Genomic DNA, 17,684 nt, shown 5'->3' on the forward strand with positions numbered 1-17,684 from the left:
GCCTGGGGACCACCCGACCAATGGAGGTACGCGACAGTGGCGCAGCGGGGGGCGGCACGCATCGGCGTCATATGCGCCACATTGCTGCTGCTCATGGTCGGCATGCTCGGTACGCCCGCGTCCGCCGGGACCGCGGAGACCAAGGGCGGCGTGGTCCTGGTGGGCGTCCCGGGGCTGCGGTGGAGCGACCTCGACGAGCGGGACACCCCGAACCTGTGGCGGCTCACCCGGGAGGGCTCGGCGGGAGCGCTGAGCGTGCGGACGACCCGGGTGAACACCTGCCCGGCAGACGGGTGGCTGACGGTGTCGGCGGGTCAGCGGGCCAGGTTCGCGCACGGCGAGTGCGCCCTCGCCCCGGCCCCGAACGTCGTGGGCGCCTCGGCGAGCGTCCCGGGCTGGGGCGAGATCGTCGGCGACAACGCCGCCACCTCCTACAAGGCGCGCACCGGCCTGCTGGGCGACACCGTCCGCCGGGCGGGCGGCTGCACGATGGCGGTGGGCGCGGGCGCGGTGCTCGGGGCGGCCGACGCGAACGGACGGGTCGACGTGTACGCGCCGTCCGTCGCCAGGGTGCCCGCCGGCGGATGGTCCCGGTGCCCGCTGATCGCCGTCGAGATCGACGACGTCCACCGGGCCCACATCCGTGCCGGGGTGGACGCCGACGGGGCTCCGATCTCGCCGAGCAGGCGGGACCGGGCGGCGGCGGCCGCGGCCGCGGACCGGCAGCTCGGGCAGGTGCTCCAGGCGCTGCCCCAAGGCGCGACGCTGCTGGTCGCGGGCCTGTCCGACACCGGCGGCGTGCCGCACCTGCACGTCGCCCTGGCCGAGGGCGCCGGATACGGGCCCGCCTACCTGACCTCGAACGCGACCAGGCAGCCGGGCCTGGTCACGCTGACCGACGTGACGGCGACCGCGCTGCACGCCCTCGGACTGGCCCGGCCCGAGGAGGCGGTCGGCTCGGTCTGGGAGGCCGAGCCCACCGACGCCACCGCCGCGGCCAAGGCCCACGACCTGGACGACGAGGACGTGGCCGCACAGGCGATCCGGCGGGTGCAGCCGGCGTTCTTCATCGTGCTGTTCGGCGGCCAGCTCGTGCTGTACGGCCTGGCCACGGTGGCGCTGCGGCGCCGCTGGGGCGGGTTCGGCACGCGCTGGGACCGCCGCCGGATCCTCGGCGCGACCAGGCTGATCGCGCTGGTGGGGGCGGCGGCGCCGGTGGCGTCGTTCCTGGCGAACCTGCTGCCGTGGTGGCGTTCGGAGCATCCGCTGCCCGCCCTGATCGCCGGGGTGACGCTGTGGATCGCGGTGGTCACCGGGCTGGCGCTGGCCGGTCCGTGGCGGCGGTCGCTGGTCGGCGCGGGCCTGGTGATCGCGGCGGTGACCGCGCTGGTGCTCGGCCTGGACGTGATCTGCGGCTCGCGGCTGCAACTGAACGCGCTGATGGGCTACACGGCGCTGGTGGCGGGCCGGTTCTACGGGTTCGGCAACCAGGCGTTCGCGCTGTTCGCGGTGGCGGCGCTGCTGACGGCGGCGTGGCTGGCCGAACGCCCGCTGGAGACCGGCCGCCGCCGGGCCGCGGTGGCGGTGGTGGCGGCGGTCGCGGTCGCGGCGGTGGCGGTCGACGGCTGGCCGGGCTGGGGCAGCGACTTCGGCGGCGTGATCGCGATGGTCCCGGCGTTCGCGGTGCTGGGGCTGCTGATCGCCGGGCGGCGGGTGTCGGCGGCGCGGATCGCGGTGTTCTGCGCGGCGGGCGCGGTGCTGGTGCTGGGCATCGCGTTCGCCGACTCGCTGCGCGCGGACCCCTCGCATCTGGGCCGGTTCTGGGACGACCTGGTGGGCGGGCAGGCGTGGGACGTGATCGCCCGCAAGGCCGGGGCGATGCTGCGCAGCCTGGGCTACTGGCCGTTCACGGTGGCGGCGGTGGCGGCGCTGTGCTTCCTGTACTTCGTGCTGGCCCAGCCGTTGCAGTGGCGGGCGGCGCTGCTGGAGCGCGCCTACCACCGCGGCCCGAGCCTGCGCCCGGCGCTGCTGTCGGCGCTGACGCTGGCCATCGCCGGGATGCTGGTGAACGACTCCGGGGTGGTGATCCCGGCGATCGCGTTCAGCCTGGCGATCCCGCTGACCCTCGCGGCGAGCGTGCGGGCGCTGGAACTGGACGAGGCCGAGCAGACCGGAGCGCCGTCGCCGCCGCCCAGATCAGCAGACCGGTCAGCAGCCACGGGATGACGTCCGAGCGCAGCACGGTGACCAGCCACATCAGGTCGTCCGGCAGGCCGATCAGCGCCGGGTCGCGGGCGGGCAGGTAGGCCAGGCTGAGCGCGGCGGTGTGCCCGAGCAGCGCCCAGTCCAGCCGCGACCACGGCAGCAGCGCCAGCACCGCCCAGCCGAGCCCGTCGTACCAGGGCAGCGCGTACGTCGCCGACCACAGCCAGGCCAGCACCAGCGCCGCCGACACCGCCAGGGCCTCCGCCGCGTCGGGGTCCTGCTGCGGATCGCGGGGCAGGGCGCGGGCCAGCAGCCAGATCAGCGCGGCCAGCAGCACCAGCGATCCGATCCGGATGACGACCCGATGCTGGTTGACGCCCATCGCCGCGTCCAGCAGATGCCAGGGGGTGGCCAGCGACACCGAGTTCGCGGCCCGCCTGACCTGGTCGAACGCATGCTCCCCGGCGAGCGCGTAGGCGAGCCCGGCGGTGCCCGCCGCCGCCCCGGCCAGCGCCGCCAGGCTCGTGAGGCGCCGTCCCAGCAGCATCCGCAGCGCCGGGCCGCCGCCCACCAGCGCGGCCGGGAACTTGATCGCCCCCGCCGCGCCCGCGAACACCCCGGCCGCCGCCGCCCGCAGCACCGGCCGTGAGGTCCGCGCCAGCACGGCCAGCACCCCCACCGCCGCGCAGATCGCCAGCGCGTCGTTGTGCGCCCCCGCCACCAGGTGGAACAGCATCAGCGGGTTGCACGTCCACAGCAGCGCCGCCCGCAGCCGCCCCTCCGGCGTCCGGCACGCCCGATGCAGGATCAGGCCCGTCAGCACGAACGCCAGCGCGTTCGTCACCGACAGCGCGAACACCGTCAGCGCCACCGACTCGCCCCCCGCCCAGGAGGCGAGCGCCTGCTGTGCCGTGGCGATCGGCCCGTACACCGAGGGCGCGCTGCGCCACTCCTCCACCGCGTCGGCGACCGGATCCCCCGGCATGTCGACCGCCCGCGTCGCGTACGGGTCGTGCCCGGTGACGGCCATCCGCCCGTACGCCGCGTAGTTCAGATGGTCCGCCGACCCGATCGGCGGCATCACCGCGAACGCCGCCGCGGCCAGCACCCCGGCGACCATCAACCCTTTGGCCGGGCACCGCCACCCCCGCCGCACCGCGACGAAGCACAATCCCAGCCCCGCCGTGCCGAGCAGGATCCCCGCAGCGGTGAGCCCGATCACCACGTACGGCGAGGCGCCCACGTCCAGCGAGAACGGCGCCCCCGCCCCGGCCAGCCGAGGCTGCATCGCCGAAGGCCCGAGCAACGCCACCAGCAGAAAGCACAACAGACTCCCCGCGCCGAGCCCCAGCCCCGACCTCCCGAGGCCCGCCCCGGCGTTCGCAGGGGTGGAGCGCATGGCGGTCGGTGCGGAGGCGGCGGTGGACGGGGGCATGGAGGCGGAGGACGTCACCTGCGGGTGCGGGGCAGGCGGGTGGCGATGGCGGGTTCGCGGACGGCCAGGGCGCGGGCCACGTCGCGGAACTGGCGGGCGCGGTGGAGCTGGGCGCGCCAGTCGGTGCCGGTGGCGCGGTGGGCGAGGGGGACCTCGACCTCCTCGACCCGGAAGCCGCCGCGGATCAGGTCGATGGTGAGGCCGGTCTCCACGCCGAAGCCCGCCGCCAGCGGCAGCCCGGCCTCGAACGCGGCGCGGGTCAGGCAGCGCTGGCCGTTCAGCGGCTGGGTCGCCTCCCAGCCGGTGGCGCGGCGGATCCCGTCCCGCGACAGCCGGACCACGAACCCGTGGCCGCCGAGCTTGACCGTGGTGGTGAACGTGGCGATCGTCATGTCGGCCTCGCCGCGCCGCACCGGCTCGATCAGCGGGGCGGCGGCGGACGCCGTGTCGCCCAGGTCGGCGTCCAGGAACAGCAGATGGCGGGGTGTCTCGCGGCCCTCGTCCAGCAGCCGCACCGCCTCCGCGCCGGTCTCCATCGCCGCGCCCTTGCCCCGGTTGCGGCTGTGCCGGACCACCCGGGCGCCGGCCTCGGCGGCGAGCCGTCCGGTGTCGTCGGCCGACCCGTCGTCCACCACGACGACCAGGTCCACCCCGGGCAGCTCCCAGGCCGCCTTGACGGTGGCGGTGATCCGCTCGCCCTCGTCCTTGGCCGGGATGATCACCGCGACGTCGCCGTCGGATCGCTGCTGTGCCTGCATGCAGCCGATCGTAGCCGCGGGTCAGGCGACCGCAGCGGAGCTCTGCGGAGCGGAGGGCGTCTGACCCGCCTTATTCGGGGGCCTGGGGGTCGGCCCCCAGAGGCGACAGGCCGGGCGACCGCAGCGGAGCTCTGCGGAGCGGAGGGCGTTCGACCCGCCTCATTCGGGGGTCTGGGGGTCGGCCCCCAGAAGCGACGGGTGTTGGGGGGCCGTGGATCAGCGGGAGTCCAGGGCGGGTACCGCGTCGAGCACGGTGAACACCGTGTCCAGGCCGGTGACCTGGAGGATCCGCCGTACGGTGGGGGTCGGCGCGGCCAGCGCCAGGGAGCCGCCCTGGGCGGTCAGATCCCGGTGCGCGGCGAGCAGGACGTTGAGCCCGGTCGAGTCGCAGAACCCCACCCCGCCCAGGTCGACCACCACCCGCTCGGCGCGGTCGCGGACCAGCGCCGTCAGCTCGTTCTGCAGCCGCGGCGCGGTGTACAGGTCGAGCTCGCCGGTCGCGGTGACGACGGCGTGCCCTGCCCGATGCGTGGTCGAGACGTTCAGCTCCACGATCGGCACACTATCCGCCGACGGGAGCCGGGGCCAGGGTCCGCGGCCGGGATGGCGAGGCGTTGGGGCTGCGTTGGATTTCCGTTCGGGTTCGCCCCCGTCCCCGGTCCGGCGGCCCATGGCGGGCATGTTCCGACACGTCCCTTTCTAGAACGGTCCCAGTGCCTGTGAACTGCGGAATTCCGCCCTCGTCCGGCGGCCCGGTGCGGGATGCTGTCCCCGTGCATCCACGGACCGGCCACATGGAGGAAGACCCCCGCCGGGCGCGGCTTCGCGAGCGCCTGGAGGCCATCCGCACGCGGTCGGAGAAGTCCAGCCCGTGGCAGGCCGCCGGGCGCTATCTGACCCCGCTGGTCAACCGGGAGGGCGTGGTGCCGATCTCGGCCCGGCTGTCCCGCGCGGACCTGGTGTTCCTGACCGGCGCCCGGGACGAGGTGATCGCGTTCGCGGATCTGGCGCTCCGGCTGGTCGAGCTGCACCAGCCGCGGGACGCCGGCGGGATCTCCAGCGACCCCGGCTTCCCGATCCAGCGGTGCCGGGCGTGCATGTGGCGGTGGCCGTGCCCGACGTTCCGGGTGATCGACGAGTCCGTGGGGCGCTGCTAGCCCGCCGGCGGCAGGCGGATCGTGAAGCGGCAGCCCGGCCCGGCGTTGGCGACGCCGATCCGGCCGCCGTGCGCCTCGACGATGCCGCGGGCGATGGCCAGGCCCAGGCCCGCGCCGCCGCCTCCCGGGGTGCGGGCGGTCTCGCCGCGGAACGCCACGTCGAAGACCCGCGGCAGGTCGTCCTCGGGGATGCCGCCGCAGGCGTCCGACACCGTCACGCAGGCCATGCCGTCCTCGACGCCGCCGACGACCTCGACCGTGCCGTCGCTCGGGGTGTGCCGGACGGCGTTCACCACCAGGTTCCGCAGCGCCCGGCCCAGCTCGCCGGCGTCCACCTCCAGCGGCAGCGCGGGGCCGGCCTCGCCGCGCAGCCGTACGCCCTTGGCGCGGGCCAGCGGCTCGGTGCCCGCCACCGCCTCGGCCACCAGGTCGTCCAGCCCCACCCGCTGCCGGTACAGGCGCAGCGTCCCCGCGTGGATCCGGGACAGCTCGAACAGGTCGTCCACCATGCCCGCCAGCCGGTCGATCTCCTGGCGGATCCGGCCGTGGTAGCGCCGCACCGTCTCGGTGTCGGAGACCACCCCGTCCTCCAGCGCCTCGGCCATCGCCCGCATGCCCGCCAGCGGGGTCCGCAGGTCGTGGCTGACCCAGGCGACCAGCTCGCGGCGGCTGGCCTCCAGCGCCTGCTCCCGTTCGTGCGCGGCGGCGAGCCGGTCGTAGGCGGCGTCCAGTTCCCGGGCCAGCAGCGCCAGCTCCTTGGGCAGCGGCACGGACGGCGGCCGGTACGGGTCGGCGCGGACCGCCTCCACCAGCACCCGGTTGGCGGCCACCAGCCGCCGCCCGAGCAGCGCCGACACCCCCATCGCCACCGTCCCGGCGGCGATCACCACGGCCAGCGCCACCGCCCGGTCGTGCTCGTCCAGGTACATCAGCAGGGTGATCACGACGATGCCGGACACCGTCGCCAGCACCGTCGCCACCCCGACCACCGCGAGCTGCACGGCCACCGAACGGGACCGCAGCAGATGCAGCAGCACCAGGCCCAGCACCGCCACCACGGCCGCGGCCGCCGCCGCGTACCAGGCCACCCACAGCAGGTCCCGGAGCGGGATCATGACCGGGGGTCCTCCGGCTCGTACCGGTAGCCGACCCCCCACACCGTCACGATCCGGCGCGGCGCGGTGGAGTCCCGTTCGATCTTCTCCCGCAGCCTGCGGACGTGCACGGTGACCGTGGAGGAGTCCCCGAACGACCAGCCCCACACCTGTTCCAGCAGCTCGTCCCGGGTGAACGCGCGCCGCGGATGCCGCATCAGGAACGCCAGCAGGTCGAACTCCCGGGCCGTCAGCGACAGCAGCGCGCCCCCCAGCCGGGCCTCGTGGGCGTCGAGGTCGACCACCAGGTCCCCGTCGGCCAGCCGCCCGCCGTCCCGCCCGGCCGGGGCGGGGCCGCCGCGCACCCGCCGCAGCACCGACCTCACCCGCAGCGCCAGCTCCCGCGGGCTGAACGGCTTGGTCACGTAGTCGTCGGCGCCGGACTCCAGCCCCACCAGCCGGTCGGTCTCCTCGCCGAGGGCGGTGAGCATCACGATCGGCACCGCCGATTCCTCGCGCAGCCGCCGGCACACCTCCAGGCCGTTCATCCCCGGCAGCATCAGGTCGAGCACCACCAGGTCGGGCGGCTCCGCGCGGGCGGCGGCCAGTGCCTCCCGCCCGTCGGTCACGCACCTGACCCGGTGCCCGTCCCGCACGAGGTACCGCATGACCACGTCCGCCACGGTCGGATCGTCGTCCACGACCAGGATCCGCCCGGTGATCTCTTCACCCACCCTCACACGGTAGGCAATCGGCGGGTCGTCCGGGTGAGGACGTGAGCCCTCGTCAACGGCCGGAGGACGGCGTTGCGCCCGGATGCGGTCGCCCGCACGGGTCGAGTGGATCATGGTGGAGGCCGACCGCACGCCGGTCGGCGGGTCGTCCGTACGGCGGGACGGGGTGTCGTGGATGGATCTGGTGGCCGCGCTGCGGGAAGCCCGGTCGGCGCATGATCGGTACGAGTTCGTCCGCCGGTACGTCACGGAGTGGCTGGGCGCTCCGCTGGGGGAACGGGACGGGTGCGCCGATCACGTGGCCGTCGCGCCGGTGCCACCGGCGCGTGGCCGATCTCATGTCCCTGCCGGAGCCGCTGTCCCGCATGATCGGGTGAGGGAGGTGAGGCGGATGCGCGGATCCCTCGGCATCGCGGTCGCCCAGCCGGTCTGCGTCTCGCATGACGTCGCCGGGAACGCGGTGCGGCATGCGGAGACCGTCCGGGCGGCGGGGGCGCGGGTGGTGGTGTTCCCCGAGCTGTCCCTGACCGGGTACGAGCTGGAGGCGGCGGCGATCACGCCGGACGATCCCCGGCTGGCGCCCCTTGTCGAAGCCTGCGCCGGCACCGGGTCGCTGGCTCTGGTGGGCGCGCCGATCCGAGGGGACGCGGGGCGGGAGCACATCGCGATGCTGGCCGTCGACGCCGCCGGGGTGTCCGTGGCGTACCGGAAGATGTGGCTGGGCACCGCCGAGGCCGAGCGCTTCACCCCGGGCGACGAGCCCGCCGTGGTGACCGTGGACGGCCGGCGGCTGGGCCTGGCGATCTGCAAGGACACCGGCGTCCCGCAGCACGCGGCCGACACCGTCGCACTGGGCGTCGACGCCTACGTGGCCGGGACCGTGAAGCTCGCCGAGGAGGCCGATCTACAGGCCGAGCGCGCCCGCCGGATCGCCGCCGACCACGGTGTGCGGGTCGCCGTCGCCAGCTTCGCGGGCCCCACCGGCGGCGGGTTCGAGCAGACCGCGGGACGTTCGGGTGTCTGGGCTCCCGGCGGCGCCCTCGTCGCGCAGGCCGGGACCGAGCCCGGCGCGATCATCCGCGCGACCCTCCCCTGAGATCGGGATGATCGGGAGGCCGATCCCGTCTCAGGGCCTCGTCATCGGGATGCGCGGCAGTCCCACTCCGTCTTTCCTTTCTCATGGCCTTTGCATGGGTTGCCCCGCTACGGGTAGACGCCGTCCGGGATCCGAGTGAAAGGAAGAGTCCGGATGGCGATCGCCGCTCTGGTGGGGTTGACGGTGGAGCGCCGTGCGTGCGGCCGGCCGTCGTTCTGACGGCGCGGCCCCGGCACGGGTGCGCCACGAGGAGGGGTCGGCCGAGCACCGGATCCGTCGGCGGCTGGAACGGCTGATCGGGATCGCGGCGACCGAGGGCAACTCCCTGGTGGCGCTGCGGAACGGGGACGAGATCTTCCCGGCGATGCTGGAGAGCATCCGGTCCGCCGAGCGCACCATCGACATGATGACCTACGTGTACTGGCGGGGCGACATCGCCCGCCGGTTCGCCGCCGCGTTGTCGGAACGGGCCCGCGCCGGGGTGCGGGTGCGGCTGCTGCTGGACGGGATCGGTTGCCACCCCATCGAGAGGGACCTGCTGGACGACATGAGCGCGGCGGGCGTGACGGTGGCGTGGTTCCGCAAGCCGCTGTGGCTGTCGCCGTTCAAGCAGAACCACCGCTGCCACCGCAAGGTGCTGGTGGTGGACGAGAACGTCGCCTACACCGGCGGGGTCGGCATCGCCGAGGAGTGGTGCGGCGACGCCCGCGACGAGCGCGAATGGCGGGACACCCACGTCCGGGTCCGCGGGCCCGCGGTGGACGGGATCGCCGCCGCGTTCGCGCAGGGGTGGGCGGAGTGCCATGACGAGCTGTTCGACGAGCGGGACCTGTTCACCCCCCACGAGCCCGCCGGGGACGCGGTGGTGCAGGTGGTGCGGGGGTCGGCCAGCATCGGCTGGCAGGACATGCAGACGCTGATGCGGGTCGTGCTGGAGTCGGCGCGGCACCGGGTCCGGCTGGCCACGGCCTACTTCGCGCCCGACGACTACTTCACCGAACTGCTGGGCGAGGTCGCGCGGCGCGGCGTGGAGGTCGACATCCTGCTGCCCGGCCCGCACGCCGACAAGCGGGTCTCGCTGCTGGCGGGGCGGCAGCACTACGACCGGCTGCTGGCGGACGGGGTGCGGATCTGGGAGTACCAGCCGACCATGATGCACGCCAAGATCCTCACGATGGACGGGATCGTGTCGCTGGTCGGCTCCACCAACTTCAACCGGCGTTCGCTGGACCACGACGAGGAGATCATGCTCGCCGTGATCGACCGGGACCTGACCGCGACCCTGGACGCCCACTTCGAGGAGGACCTGAAGGTCTCCGCCCGGATCGCCCCGGGCCGCTGGCGCGACCGCTCCGCCTTCCACCGCGCCAAGGAGCTGTCGACCGTTCCCCTCCGCCGCTTCCTGTGACGCCTCGCCGATCGGGTGAAGGCGGCGGTCAATCGCCGAGGGCCACGTTTCCGGACGGGGGCGCATTCGTTCGCGAAAAGCGATTTCCGGGACGTCGGGGTTCCACCAGGGGGCATCTCATCCTGGAGGCGGATGGCGGCGCGGGAATGCGGTGCGTACGGTGACGGCATGGGTTCACTGGTGCTGAAGGTCGCGGGGATCGTGCTGGCCGTCTGGCTGGTGCTGTCGGTGCTCGGCGCGATCCTGTCGACGTTGAAGTTCTTCTTCATGGTGGGGCTGGTGGCGGCCGTGGTGGTGCTGGTGGTCACGCTGATCGCCAAGGCGGCGCCGCGAGGCTGACCAGGGGCTTGTGTGAAAGTGCTCGCTTATCGCAGGATGTAGGACACCATCCGCCGGGTGAAAGGGGCCCTCCACCCATGCAGCCTCTGACCGATGTCCTGCGGGAGCGCGCACGCGCCTTCCCGGACAAGATCGCCTACTTCTACGGTGACCGGGAGATCACGTACCGCGAGTTCGACGAACGGGTGGACCGGGTGGCCACCGCGCTGCACGCCGCCGGGGTCGGGCCGGGCGACCGCGTGGCCATTCTGGACAAGAACTCCATCGAATACGTGGAGCAGTTGTTCGGCGCGGCCCGGATCGGCGCGGTGCAGGTTCCGGTCAACTACCGGCTGGCGCCGCCCGAGGTCGCGTACATCGTCAACAACGCCCGCGCCAAGGTGTTCATCGTCGGGCCCGAGTTCGTCCCGGTGCTGGACGCGATCGTCGGCGACCTGGAGCACACCACCCACCTGGTGGTGATCGACGGGGAGGGCACCGCCGAGCCCCGGCTGGACTACGCGGGCTGGATCGCCGCGCACGACCCGGCCCCGCCCGCGCACCAGGCCGCGACCTCGGACGTGTTCGTCCAGCTCTACTCCTCGGGCACCACCGGGCGGCCCAAGGGGGTGATGCTCACCCACGACAACTTCCTGTCGATCCTGCCCAAGGCCCGGGAGCTGTGGGAGATCACCGAGCAGACCCGGCAGATGATCGCGATGCCGATGTACCACATCGCCGGGAACGCGCTGAGCGTGGCGGTGGTCTTCGACGGCGTCACCGGCGTGATCAGCCGTGAGCCGGACCCGCTCGGCATCGCCCGCGACATCGAGCGCCGCCGGGTCACCCACATCTTCCTGGTGCCGGTGCTGCTGCTGTTCTGGCAGGGCATGCCGGAGGTGGCCGAGTGCGACCTGTCCAGCCTGGAGGTATTGCTGTACGGGGCGTCCCCGATCAGCCAGGAGGTGCTGCGCGGCGCCATGAAGCTGCTGCCCGGCACCAAGTTCATCCAGGTGTACGGGCTGACCGAGACCACCGGCGCGGTCACCGCGCTGCCCCCCGAGGACCACGACCCGGACGGCCCCAACGCGCACCGGCTGGCCAGCGCCGGCATCCCCAACGAGGGCACCGAGCTCAAGATCGTGGACCCGGCCACCGGCGCCGAACTGCCCCCCGGCCAGGTCGGCGAGATCATGGTCCGGTCCCCGCAGAACATGCTCGGCTACTGGGACATGCCCGAGGCGACCAGGGCGGCGCTGCTGGAGGACGGCTGGTTCCGCACGGGCGACGCCGGCTACCTGGACGAGGACGGCTACCTCTACATCCACGACCGGGTCAAGGACATGATCATCTCCGGCGGGGAGAACATCTACCCCGCCGAGGTCGAGAACGTCCTGATGGGCCACCCCCAGGTCGCCGACTGCGCGGTGATCGGCGTCCCGCACGACAAGTGGGGCGAGACCCCCAAGGCCATCGTGGTCAAGTCCGGCGACGCCACCGAGCAGGAGATCATCGACTACTGCCGCGACCGCCTGGCCCACTTCAAGTGCCCCACCTCGGTCGACTTCGTCGACGCCATCCCCCGCAACCCCACCGGCAAGGTCCTCAAGCGCGAACTCCGCGCCCCCTACTGGGAAGGCCAGGAACGCGCCGTCCACTGACCCGCCCGTCCGGAGGCGCCCCGCGCCCCGCGGCGATCACCTGACCCCCTGAACCGGCCGGCCGCCGGGCTCCCAGCCCGGCGGCCGACGCGTTCCGGCCCCCAGCGGCCCCGCCGTCCACACCGTGTCCGTGCACAGCCGTACGGCGATCCGCCCCAGCCCCGGCGCGTTCCCGCCTCTCGCGTTCAGCGGGGCCGGGCCAGCGTGCCTTCCTTGATCTGGCGTACGAGCGCCTTGAACGCGGCGGGCGGCAGGGTGAGTCGTCCGTGGTGGGGGTTCTTGGAGTCTCGGATGCCGATGCCTTCGGGGAGTTCGGCCAGCTCAACGCACACGTCATCGTTCGCAGTGCCGGAGTAGGAGCTCTTACGCCACTGCACGGTCATGGCTGTTTCCTTGGGCTTAGGAGGGGTGGTCCAGTGCGTCTTCCTTGATCTGGCGTACGAGCGTTCCGAATGCGGCGGGCGGCAGGGTGAGTCGTCCGTGGTGGGGGTTCTTGGAGTCTCGGATGCCGATGCCTTCGGGGAGTTCGGCCAGCTCAACGCATGCTGGGTCGCTGGGGCCGCCGCTGTGGGAGCTCTTGCGCCAGTGCTCGGTCATGGGTACCTCTCCAACCACTGCTCGATCAGCTTGCGCGAGTCGTCCTCGGATGCCGCTTTCGCGCCGATGCGATCAAACTTAAAGGCAAACTCCCTGACCTCGCCTGGGCCTTCGACCAGGCGTCCGCCGTTCTGTGCGCCAGCGTAGGCGATGTCCCTGGACTCCAGACTGATGATCTGGAACGGCCCGTCTGTCCCGAGGTGCGCTCCAGCGGTGAACGGGATGATCCGGACAACGATTCGGGGCAGGTCGGCCATCTCCCGTAGATGCTGGATCTGCTTCCTCATGAGTTCCGGACCGCCGACTTGAGTGGCCAGCGCGCTCTCGTGGATCAGCGCCCAGAGGAACGGTGAGTCCTCTCGGTCGAGGAGATGGCGCTTGCGGCGGAGGCGTGCCTCCTGCTCGCTCTCCATGTCCCTGTAGTCGCCTTCACGGACCTGCTCCCAGGTGTACTCGTCCGTCTGGAACGGGAACGGGATCATCTCGCCGTGGTAGATCTTGAGCGCGGTGGCCTGCTTCTCGTAGTGCGTGAACTGGCGGAACCAGTCGGGGTCGTGGGCGGAGCGGGCGTACCAGAGCAGGAGTTCGATCAGGCGGCCGGTGCCGAACCTGGCGTCGATGATCTTGGCGTGGTCCTCCTGGAGGCGGTGCCGTCCGGCCTCGATGTTCGAAACAGTCGAGCGGGCCGCGCCGATGATGCGGCCCCACTGGGTCAGCGAGAGGCCCTCCCGCTCCCGCATGAAGCGTAGGTAGTACGCGAGGAAGTGCCACATCGAGACCTTGGGGTCGAGGGGGTCGCGGACGATCGGCATCGGCCCTCCACTGTTTCGCATTCCGGTGGACACAGCCAATTTAACTTCCGGAAAGCCATTGTGAAGGGGAATCGACGAACTGGACCTTTCCCGGCGCGACCGCCGTCCCGTCCCGGCGGCCACGGCGGCGATCCGGGGCGCCACCTGGGCGTCCCGGCATCGCCGTCGAGTTCGCGGAAGGCGTTCACCGTGCAGAAAGGCCCGCCGATGGCGCCTGGACCCGACCGCCTGGCCATATCCCTGTTGGCGTCGCCCGCCGCGGCCGGGCTCGCCCGTACGCTGGCGAAACCGCGGCTTCACAAATGGGGCGCAACGCACATTATGGACGATGTGTTCCTGGTGGCCTCGGAGCTGATCAACAATGCGATCAAGGAAACCCCCGGCGAATTGATCCTCTTCCGGCTCAGCCGGGAGGAGCCGTTCCTGACCGTCGCGGTGTGGGACTCCAGCCCCCGCAGGCCGTACGTCCGCCGTCCGCCGAACGCGGCCGAGGGCGGTCTCGACATCTCCCCCGAGTCGTGGGACGACAACGGCGGATGGGGCCTGCCCATCGTCACGGCCCTGGCCGTCGACTGCGGCTGCGGCAAGGACCCCCGGGGCGGCAAGTGGGTGTGGGCCCGCCTCAAGCCATGACCACCGGCGAGAGCCGGCGGCGGCGCTGGTAGGACAGGGTGACCGCGGCCAGCAGCGGAGCCCATGCCACCAGCGGCAGGTACAGGAATCCCACCAGGGCGTGCCCGAGGGCGGTCATGTCGTCGTGGGGGGTCGCCCACCAGAACAGGAACGGGGTCCACAGCACGGTGAGGACCGCCACCCCCAGCCAGGCGGGCACGATCGCCAGCCGCGGCGGGATGATCCTGCCGCCGACGAACGGAAACCACCACGGCGCCACCTCACCCCAGCGTTGCACCAGCCCGAGCGTGAGCATGGCCGCGGCCTCGGTCAGCACGCTGAGGGCGACCAGGTACACCGGCCCCCACGCCGAGGGGCCGACCAGCGCGCGCAGACCCTCCTCGGTGTAGCCCAGCGGGAATCCCAGCGCCAGGCCGATCCGCCACAGCCCCGACGGCAGCGCGACCAGGGCGGCCACATGCGCGGCCCACCGCGCCCAGCGGGGCGCCGGGGCGACGGCGGGATCGGATCGGACAGCGGCGGACTCGATGGCGTTCATGAAGAAGATCCTGCTGGACCCGAGGCGCCGCCACCTCCTGCCAGAGAAGTGATCGCCTCCCCCGTACGGGGGAACTCCGGGTGAAGGCATCCGGCATGTCCCCGTCCACATGTCCGAACGCCGTGAGCCGAGGTCCGCGCTCCGCGGACGCCGCCGGGGTGCGGCGGGCCCGGCGTCGTTCCCGGGCCGGGGGAGCCTAGGTCAGTTCGACTCGAGGACGGCGACGACGGCGGCGAGGGCGACCAGCAGGGCGCCGCCGCCGTAGCCGGTCACCATGATGGCCAGGGCGCGCCGCCGGAGCTGTTTCTCCGAACGGGTGCTCAGGATGTAGGGGTCGGTGGTGCTGGGCTCGGCGGTGGGGGCCCGCATGGACAGGCGCATTCCGTCGAAGACGGCCTTGCCCCGCACGTACAGCGGGCTGCCCACCGGCAGCGTCCATTCCTCGTAGTGGTACTCCCGGTAGCGGTCCGGATGCCCGTCCGGCACCGGCAGATGGGTGCGCTCGTCCGAGGAGATCTTGGCGTCGAGCGTCTTCTCCGTTCCGTGGACGTCGGTTGTGCCGGGGAAGACGTCGATGCCGCCGGTGTCGTCCCACAGCTCGAACGGCTGGTCCGAACTCTCCTTCAGGAAGGGGTTCGTGCCGCCGTCCCGGTATTTGGCGGTGGCCTTCACCCGGTACCAGACGCACGGCCGGCCGGAGAACGGGGCGGTCAGGATCGGCCCGCCCGGCGCCCGCACCGTCCCGGCCACCTCGCATTTGGTCGTGAACGGCCCGTGCGCGGTCAGTTCGGCGCACGTCCGCGTCACCGACCGCGCCATGGCGGTGAGCTGCATTCTCCCGATCCAGCCGACCGCCAGAAAGAACGCCCCGAAAAGCGCCACCAGGATGTACATGCCCCGAGCATCGCCATTCCCGCGACCCCCCGCCCAGAGACCCGTGTCCCGCACCCGGCGGGACAGCGCGGGGCTCGTTCAGGAGGCGGCGGCCCGGAGGTAGCGGGCGGCGAGGGCCTTCAGATGCGCGGCGAGTTCGGGGGAGTCGGCGACCTCGAAGTCGGTGTCGAGCATCCCCAGCCACAGGGCGAGGGTGTGCGGGGTGTCGGAGCCCACGTTCAGCCAGCAGGTGCGGTCGTCGATGGGCTCGATGGTGACGGCGGGCGGGAGACGGGCGGCGATCTCGGTGGCGGATGCGTGGACCTTGACGCGGGCGCGGTGACGCCAGGTGGCGGTGCCGAGAGTGCGGTCGACGTAGGCGGCCACATCGCCGTCGGGGGCGGGGCGTGGAGTGAAGCGGGGGCCGTTCGGGGTGCGCGGGGTGATGCGGTCGGCCCGGAACGTTCGCCAGTCGTTCCGGGTGACGTCCCAGGCGACCAGGTACCAGCGGCCACGGGTGTGGACGAGGCGGTGCGGCTCGGCGTCGCGGCGGGTGGTGGCGCCGTCGTGGGCCCGGTAGTCGAAGCGCAGGCGCTCGTTCGCCCGGATGGCGGAGGCGATGACGGTGAGCACGTCGGCGTCCACGGTCGGGCCGGTGCGGGGGACCGACACAGTGGCGGCGTGCAGGGCGTTCACCCGGTGGCGGAGGCGGGAGGGGAGGACCTGTTCGAGCTTGGCCAGAGCGCGCAGGGAGGTCTCCTCCATGCCCGAGACCCCGCCGGACGCGGCCGTGCGCAGGCCGACCGCGACGGCGACCGCCTCCTCGTCGTCCAGCAGCAGCGGCGGGAGCGAGGCGCCCGCCCCGAGCCGGTAACCGCCCGCGACGCCGGGGGTGGCGTGGACGGGATAGCCCAGGCTGCGGAGGCGTTCGATGTCGTTGCGGATGGTGCGGGTCGTGACGCCGAGCCGTTCGGCGAGCTGGGGGCCGGTCCAGTCGCGCGGGGTCTGGAGCAGTGACAGGAGGCGGAGCAGGCGGGCGGAGGTCTCCAACATGCTTTCCAGTCTCGCCGCACAACGCGGAACGATCCTTTCCGCGTTGCCTCCTAGCGTCAGCACCATGACGAACGACATCCGCCCTCACCGCATCGCCGTCCCCCAGGCCGACCTCGACGACCTCCGCGACCGCCTGGCCCGCACCCGCTGGCCGAACGAGCCCGCCGGGATCGGCTGGAGCCGCGGCGTCCCGCTGGACTACCTCAAGGGGCTGGCCCGCTACTGGGCCGAGGACTTCGACTGGCGCGCCCAGGAGACCGCGCTGAACGGGATCGGCCAGTTCATGACCACCATCGACGGGCAGGACGTGCACTTCATGCACGTCCGCTCCCCGGAGCCGGACGCGCTGCCGCTGATCCTCACCCACGGCTGGCCCAGCTCCCCCATCGAGTTCCTGAAGGTCATCGGCCCGCTGACCGATCCCCGCGCGCACGGCGGCGATCCCGCCGACGCGTTCCACCTGGTGATCCCGTCACTGCCGGGGTACGGCCTGTCCACCCCGGTGCGCGGCACCGGCTGGGGCAACCTGTTCCGCGTCGCCCATGCGTGGGACGAGCTGATGAACCGCCTCGGCTACGACCGCTACGCCGTCCATGGGACGGACGTCGGCGCGGGAGTGGCGGGCCTGCTCGGCATGGTCGCGGGCGGCCGGGTGACCGGCGTCCACCTGACCGGGACCGCGGCGGCGATGCCGTTCGGCCCGCCGATCGACCCGGCCGGCCTGCCCGAGGCCGACCGCGCCCGCGCCGAGGCGTTCAACCGCTTCCAGCAGGACGGCCTGGGCTATCTGCATCTCCAGGCGACCCGGCCGCAGACGCTCGCCTACTCGCTGACCGACTCGCCGGTGGGCCAGCTCGCCTGGATCGTGGAGAAGTTCGCCGAGTGGACCGACCCGGCGGCGGCGCTGCCCGAGGACGCGGTCGACCTGGACCAGCTCCTCACGAACGTGTCCCTCACCTGGTTCACCGCCGCGGGCGGCTCGTCGGCGCACGCGACGTACGAGGGCATGCAGGTCTACCGCGAGATGGCCGCCCACCAGGACGCCGGCGAGCAGCCGCCCGGCCCGCCCACCGCCGTCGCCGTCTTCGCCGCCGACCACACCATCCGCGGCCTGATGGACCCGGACGGCCGCATCGAGCAGTGGACCGAGTACGACCGCGGCGGCCACTTCCCCGCCATGGAGACCCCCGACCTCCTCGCCTCGGACCTGCGCGCGTTCTTCCGCACCCACCGCTGACCACTTGGGCCGTTAGGGGAGCGAGGAACAGAGCGGCCGCGCCTCGCCCCTCGGGCGGTCCGGTGGGAGACTGCG

18 protein-coding genes and 1 pseudogene are annotated in these 17,684 nt (G+C 72.9%); 8 read left to right on the forward strand and 11 right to left on the reverse strand.

All coding sequences use genetic code 11. The features are described from left to right. The first annotated feature begins 36 nt into the window (after positions 1-36). Entirely contained in the window at positions 37-2,226 is a 2,190-nt protein-coding gene (locus tag HNR21_RS35035; protein WP_312880863.1) for a hypothetical protein, read from the forward strand. 556 nt (positions 2,227-2,782) lie between these two features. Here HNR21_RS35035 and mptB read toward each other — a convergent pair. From mptB to HNR21_RS05810, 3 genes and pseudogenes are all read right to left on the reverse strand, one after another. Continuing rightward, positions 2,783-3,640 (reverse strand): annotated as a pseudogene (gene mptB / locus HNR21_RS36290) (polyprenol phosphomannose-dependent alpha 1,6 mannosyltransferase MptB); the annotation flags it as partial. A gap of 14 nt (positions 3,641-3,654) precedes the next feature. Next, on the reverse strand, positions 3,655-4,398 hold the full coding sequence (locus HNR21_RS05805; RefSeq protein WP_119726406.1) for a glycosyltransferase: 744 nt from the start codon (positions 4,396-4,398) through the stop codon (positions 3,655-3,657). Between the two features lie 216 nt (positions 4,399-4,614). Continuing rightward, positions 4,615-4,950: an STAS domain-containing protein gene (locus tag HNR21_RS05810; RefSeq protein WP_182704364.1), complete on the reverse strand. Its 336-nt coding sequence runs from the start codon at positions 4,948-4,950 to the stop codon at positions 4,615-4,617. A 242-nt stretch (positions 4,951-5,192) separates the two neighbouring features. Here HNR21_RS05810 and HNR21_RS05815 point away from each other — a divergent pair, with 242 nt between their 5' ends. Then, the gene (locus HNR21_RS05815) at positions 5,193-5,555 is read left to right on the forward strand and encodes a hypothetical protein (protein ID WP_119726408.1); all 363 of its coding nucleotides are present in this window, start codon (positions 5,193-5,195) and stop codon (positions 5,553-5,555) included. Here HNR21_RS05815 and HNR21_RS05820 read toward each other — a convergent pair. Next, positions 5,552-6,670 carry a sensor histidine kinase gene (locus HNR21_RS05820; RefSeq protein WP_182704365.1) on the reverse strand — a complete coding sequence of 373 codons (1,119 nt, stop codon included), beginning with the start codon at positions 6,668-6,670 and terminating at the stop codon, positions 5,552-5,554. The genes HNR21_RS05815 and HNR21_RS05820 overlap by 4 nt on opposite strands. Then, on the reverse strand, positions 6,667-7,383 hold the full coding sequence (locus tag HNR21_RS05825; protein WP_312880864.1) for a response regulator: 717 nt from the start codon (positions 7,381-7,383) through the stop codon (positions 6,667-6,669). The genes HNR21_RS05820 and HNR21_RS05825 overlap by 4 nt, the downstream gene beginning before the upstream one ends. A 391-nt stretch (positions 7,384-7,774) precedes the next feature. Here HNR21_RS05825 and HNR21_RS05830 point away from each other — a divergent pair, with 391 nt between their 5' ends. The 4 genes from HNR21_RS05830 (at position 7,775) to HNR21_RS05845 (ending at position 11,866) form a co-directional block, all read left to right on the forward strand. Then, positions 7,775-8,479 (forward strand): carbon-nitrogen hydrolase family protein, encoded by a 705-nt coding sequence (locus tag HNR21_RS05830; protein ID WP_182704367.1) that lies wholly within the window; start codon positions 7,775-7,777, stop codon positions 8,477-8,479. A 193-nt stretch (positions 8,480-8,672) separates the two neighbouring features. Then, positions 8,673-9,887, forward strand: coding sequence for a phospholipase D-like domain-containing protein (locus HNR21_RS05835; RefSeq protein WP_182704368.1), 1,215 nt, complete (start codon positions 8,673-8,675; stop codon positions 9,885-9,887). A 168-nt stretch (positions 9,888-10,055) separates the two neighbouring features. After that, on the forward strand, positions 10,056-10,226 hold the full coding sequence (locus HNR21_RS05840) for a hypothetical protein (RefSeq protein WP_182704369.1): 171 nt from the start codon (positions 10,056-10,058) through the stop codon (positions 10,224-10,226). A 77-nt stretch (positions 10,227-10,303) separates the two neighbouring features. Continuing rightward, positions 10,304-11,866: a fatty acid--CoA ligase gene (locus tag HNR21_RS05845; RefSeq protein WP_182704370.1), complete on the forward strand. Its 1,563-nt coding sequence runs from the start codon at positions 10,304-10,306 to the stop codon at positions 11,864-11,866. 185 nt (positions 11,867-12,051) lie between these two features. Here HNR21_RS05845 and HNR21_RS05850 read toward each other — a convergent pair whose 3' ends face one another. Genes HNR21_RS05850 through HNR21_RS05860 form a run of 3 tightly spaced genes read right to left on the reverse strand, consistent with a single transcriptional unit; the run spans position 12,052 to position 13,275 of the window. After that, on the reverse strand, positions 12,052-12,249 hold the full coding sequence (locus HNR21_RS05850; protein WP_182704371.1) for a DUF397 domain-containing protein: 198 nt from the start codon (positions 12,247-12,249) through the stop codon (positions 12,052-12,054). Positions 12,250-12,265: 16 nt separating this feature from the next. Continuing rightward, positions 12,266-12,463, reverse strand: a complete 198-nt coding sequence (locus HNR21_RS05855) for a DUF397 domain-containing protein (protein WP_119726417.1) — start codon at positions 12,461-12,463, stop codon at positions 12,266-12,268. Then, complete coding sequence (locus HNR21_RS05860; RefSeq protein WP_182704372.1) at positions 12,460-13,275, reverse strand: helix-turn-helix domain-containing protein; 816 nt, start codon at positions 13,273-13,275, stop codon at positions 12,460-12,462. The genes HNR21_RS05855 and HNR21_RS05860 overlap by 4 nt, the downstream gene beginning before the upstream one ends. 321 nt (positions 13,276-13,596) lie before the next feature. Between HNR21_RS05860 and HNR21_RS05865 the strand changes: the two genes are divergently transcribed. Next, the gene (locus HNR21_RS05865; protein ID WP_182704373.1) at positions 13,597-13,908 is read left to right on the forward strand and encodes an ATP-binding protein; all 312 of its coding nucleotides are present in this window, start codon (positions 13,597-13,599) and stop codon (positions 13,906-13,908) included. Here the strand turns inward: HNR21_RS05865 and HNR21_RS05870 are convergent. From HNR21_RS05870 to HNR21_RS05880, 3 genes are all read right to left on the reverse strand, one after another. After that, the gene (locus HNR21_RS05870) at positions 13,898-14,446 is read right to left on the reverse strand and encodes a hypothetical protein (RefSeq protein WP_182704374.1); all 549 of its coding nucleotides are present in this window, start codon (positions 14,444-14,446) and stop codon (positions 13,898-13,900) included. The genes HNR21_RS05865 and HNR21_RS05870 overlap by 11 nt on opposite strands. 201 nt (positions 14,447-14,647) lie before the next feature. Beyond that, on the reverse strand, positions 14,648-15,340 hold the full coding sequence (locus HNR21_RS05875; RefSeq protein ID WP_119726422.1) for a GIDE domain-containing protein: 693 nt from the start codon (positions 15,338-15,340) through the stop codon (positions 14,648-14,650). 78 nt (positions 15,341-15,418) lie between these two features. Next, the gene (locus tag HNR21_RS05880; protein ID WP_182704375.1) at positions 15,419-16,372 is read right to left on the reverse strand and encodes a helix-turn-helix transcriptional regulator; all 954 of its coding nucleotides are present in this window, start codon (positions 16,370-16,372) and stop codon (positions 15,419-15,421) included. Positions 16,373-16,436: 64 nt separating this feature from the next. On the opposite strand from HNR21_RS05880, the gene HNR21_RS05885 reads away from it, so the two are divergent. After that, positions 16,437-17,609 carry an epoxide hydrolase family protein gene (locus HNR21_RS05885; protein WP_182704376.1) on the forward strand — a complete coding sequence of 391 codons (1,173 nt, stop codon included), beginning with the start codon at positions 16,437-16,439 and terminating at the stop codon, positions 17,607-17,609. Positions 17,610-17,684 lie beyond the last annotated feature (75 nt).

Origin of the sequence: Thermomonospora cellulosilytica (assembly GCF_014138835.1) — a bacterium.
Taxonomy (GTDB): domain Bacteria; phylum Actinomycetota; class Actinomycetes; order Streptosporangiales; family Streptosporangiaceae; genus Thermomonospora; species Thermomonospora amylolytica.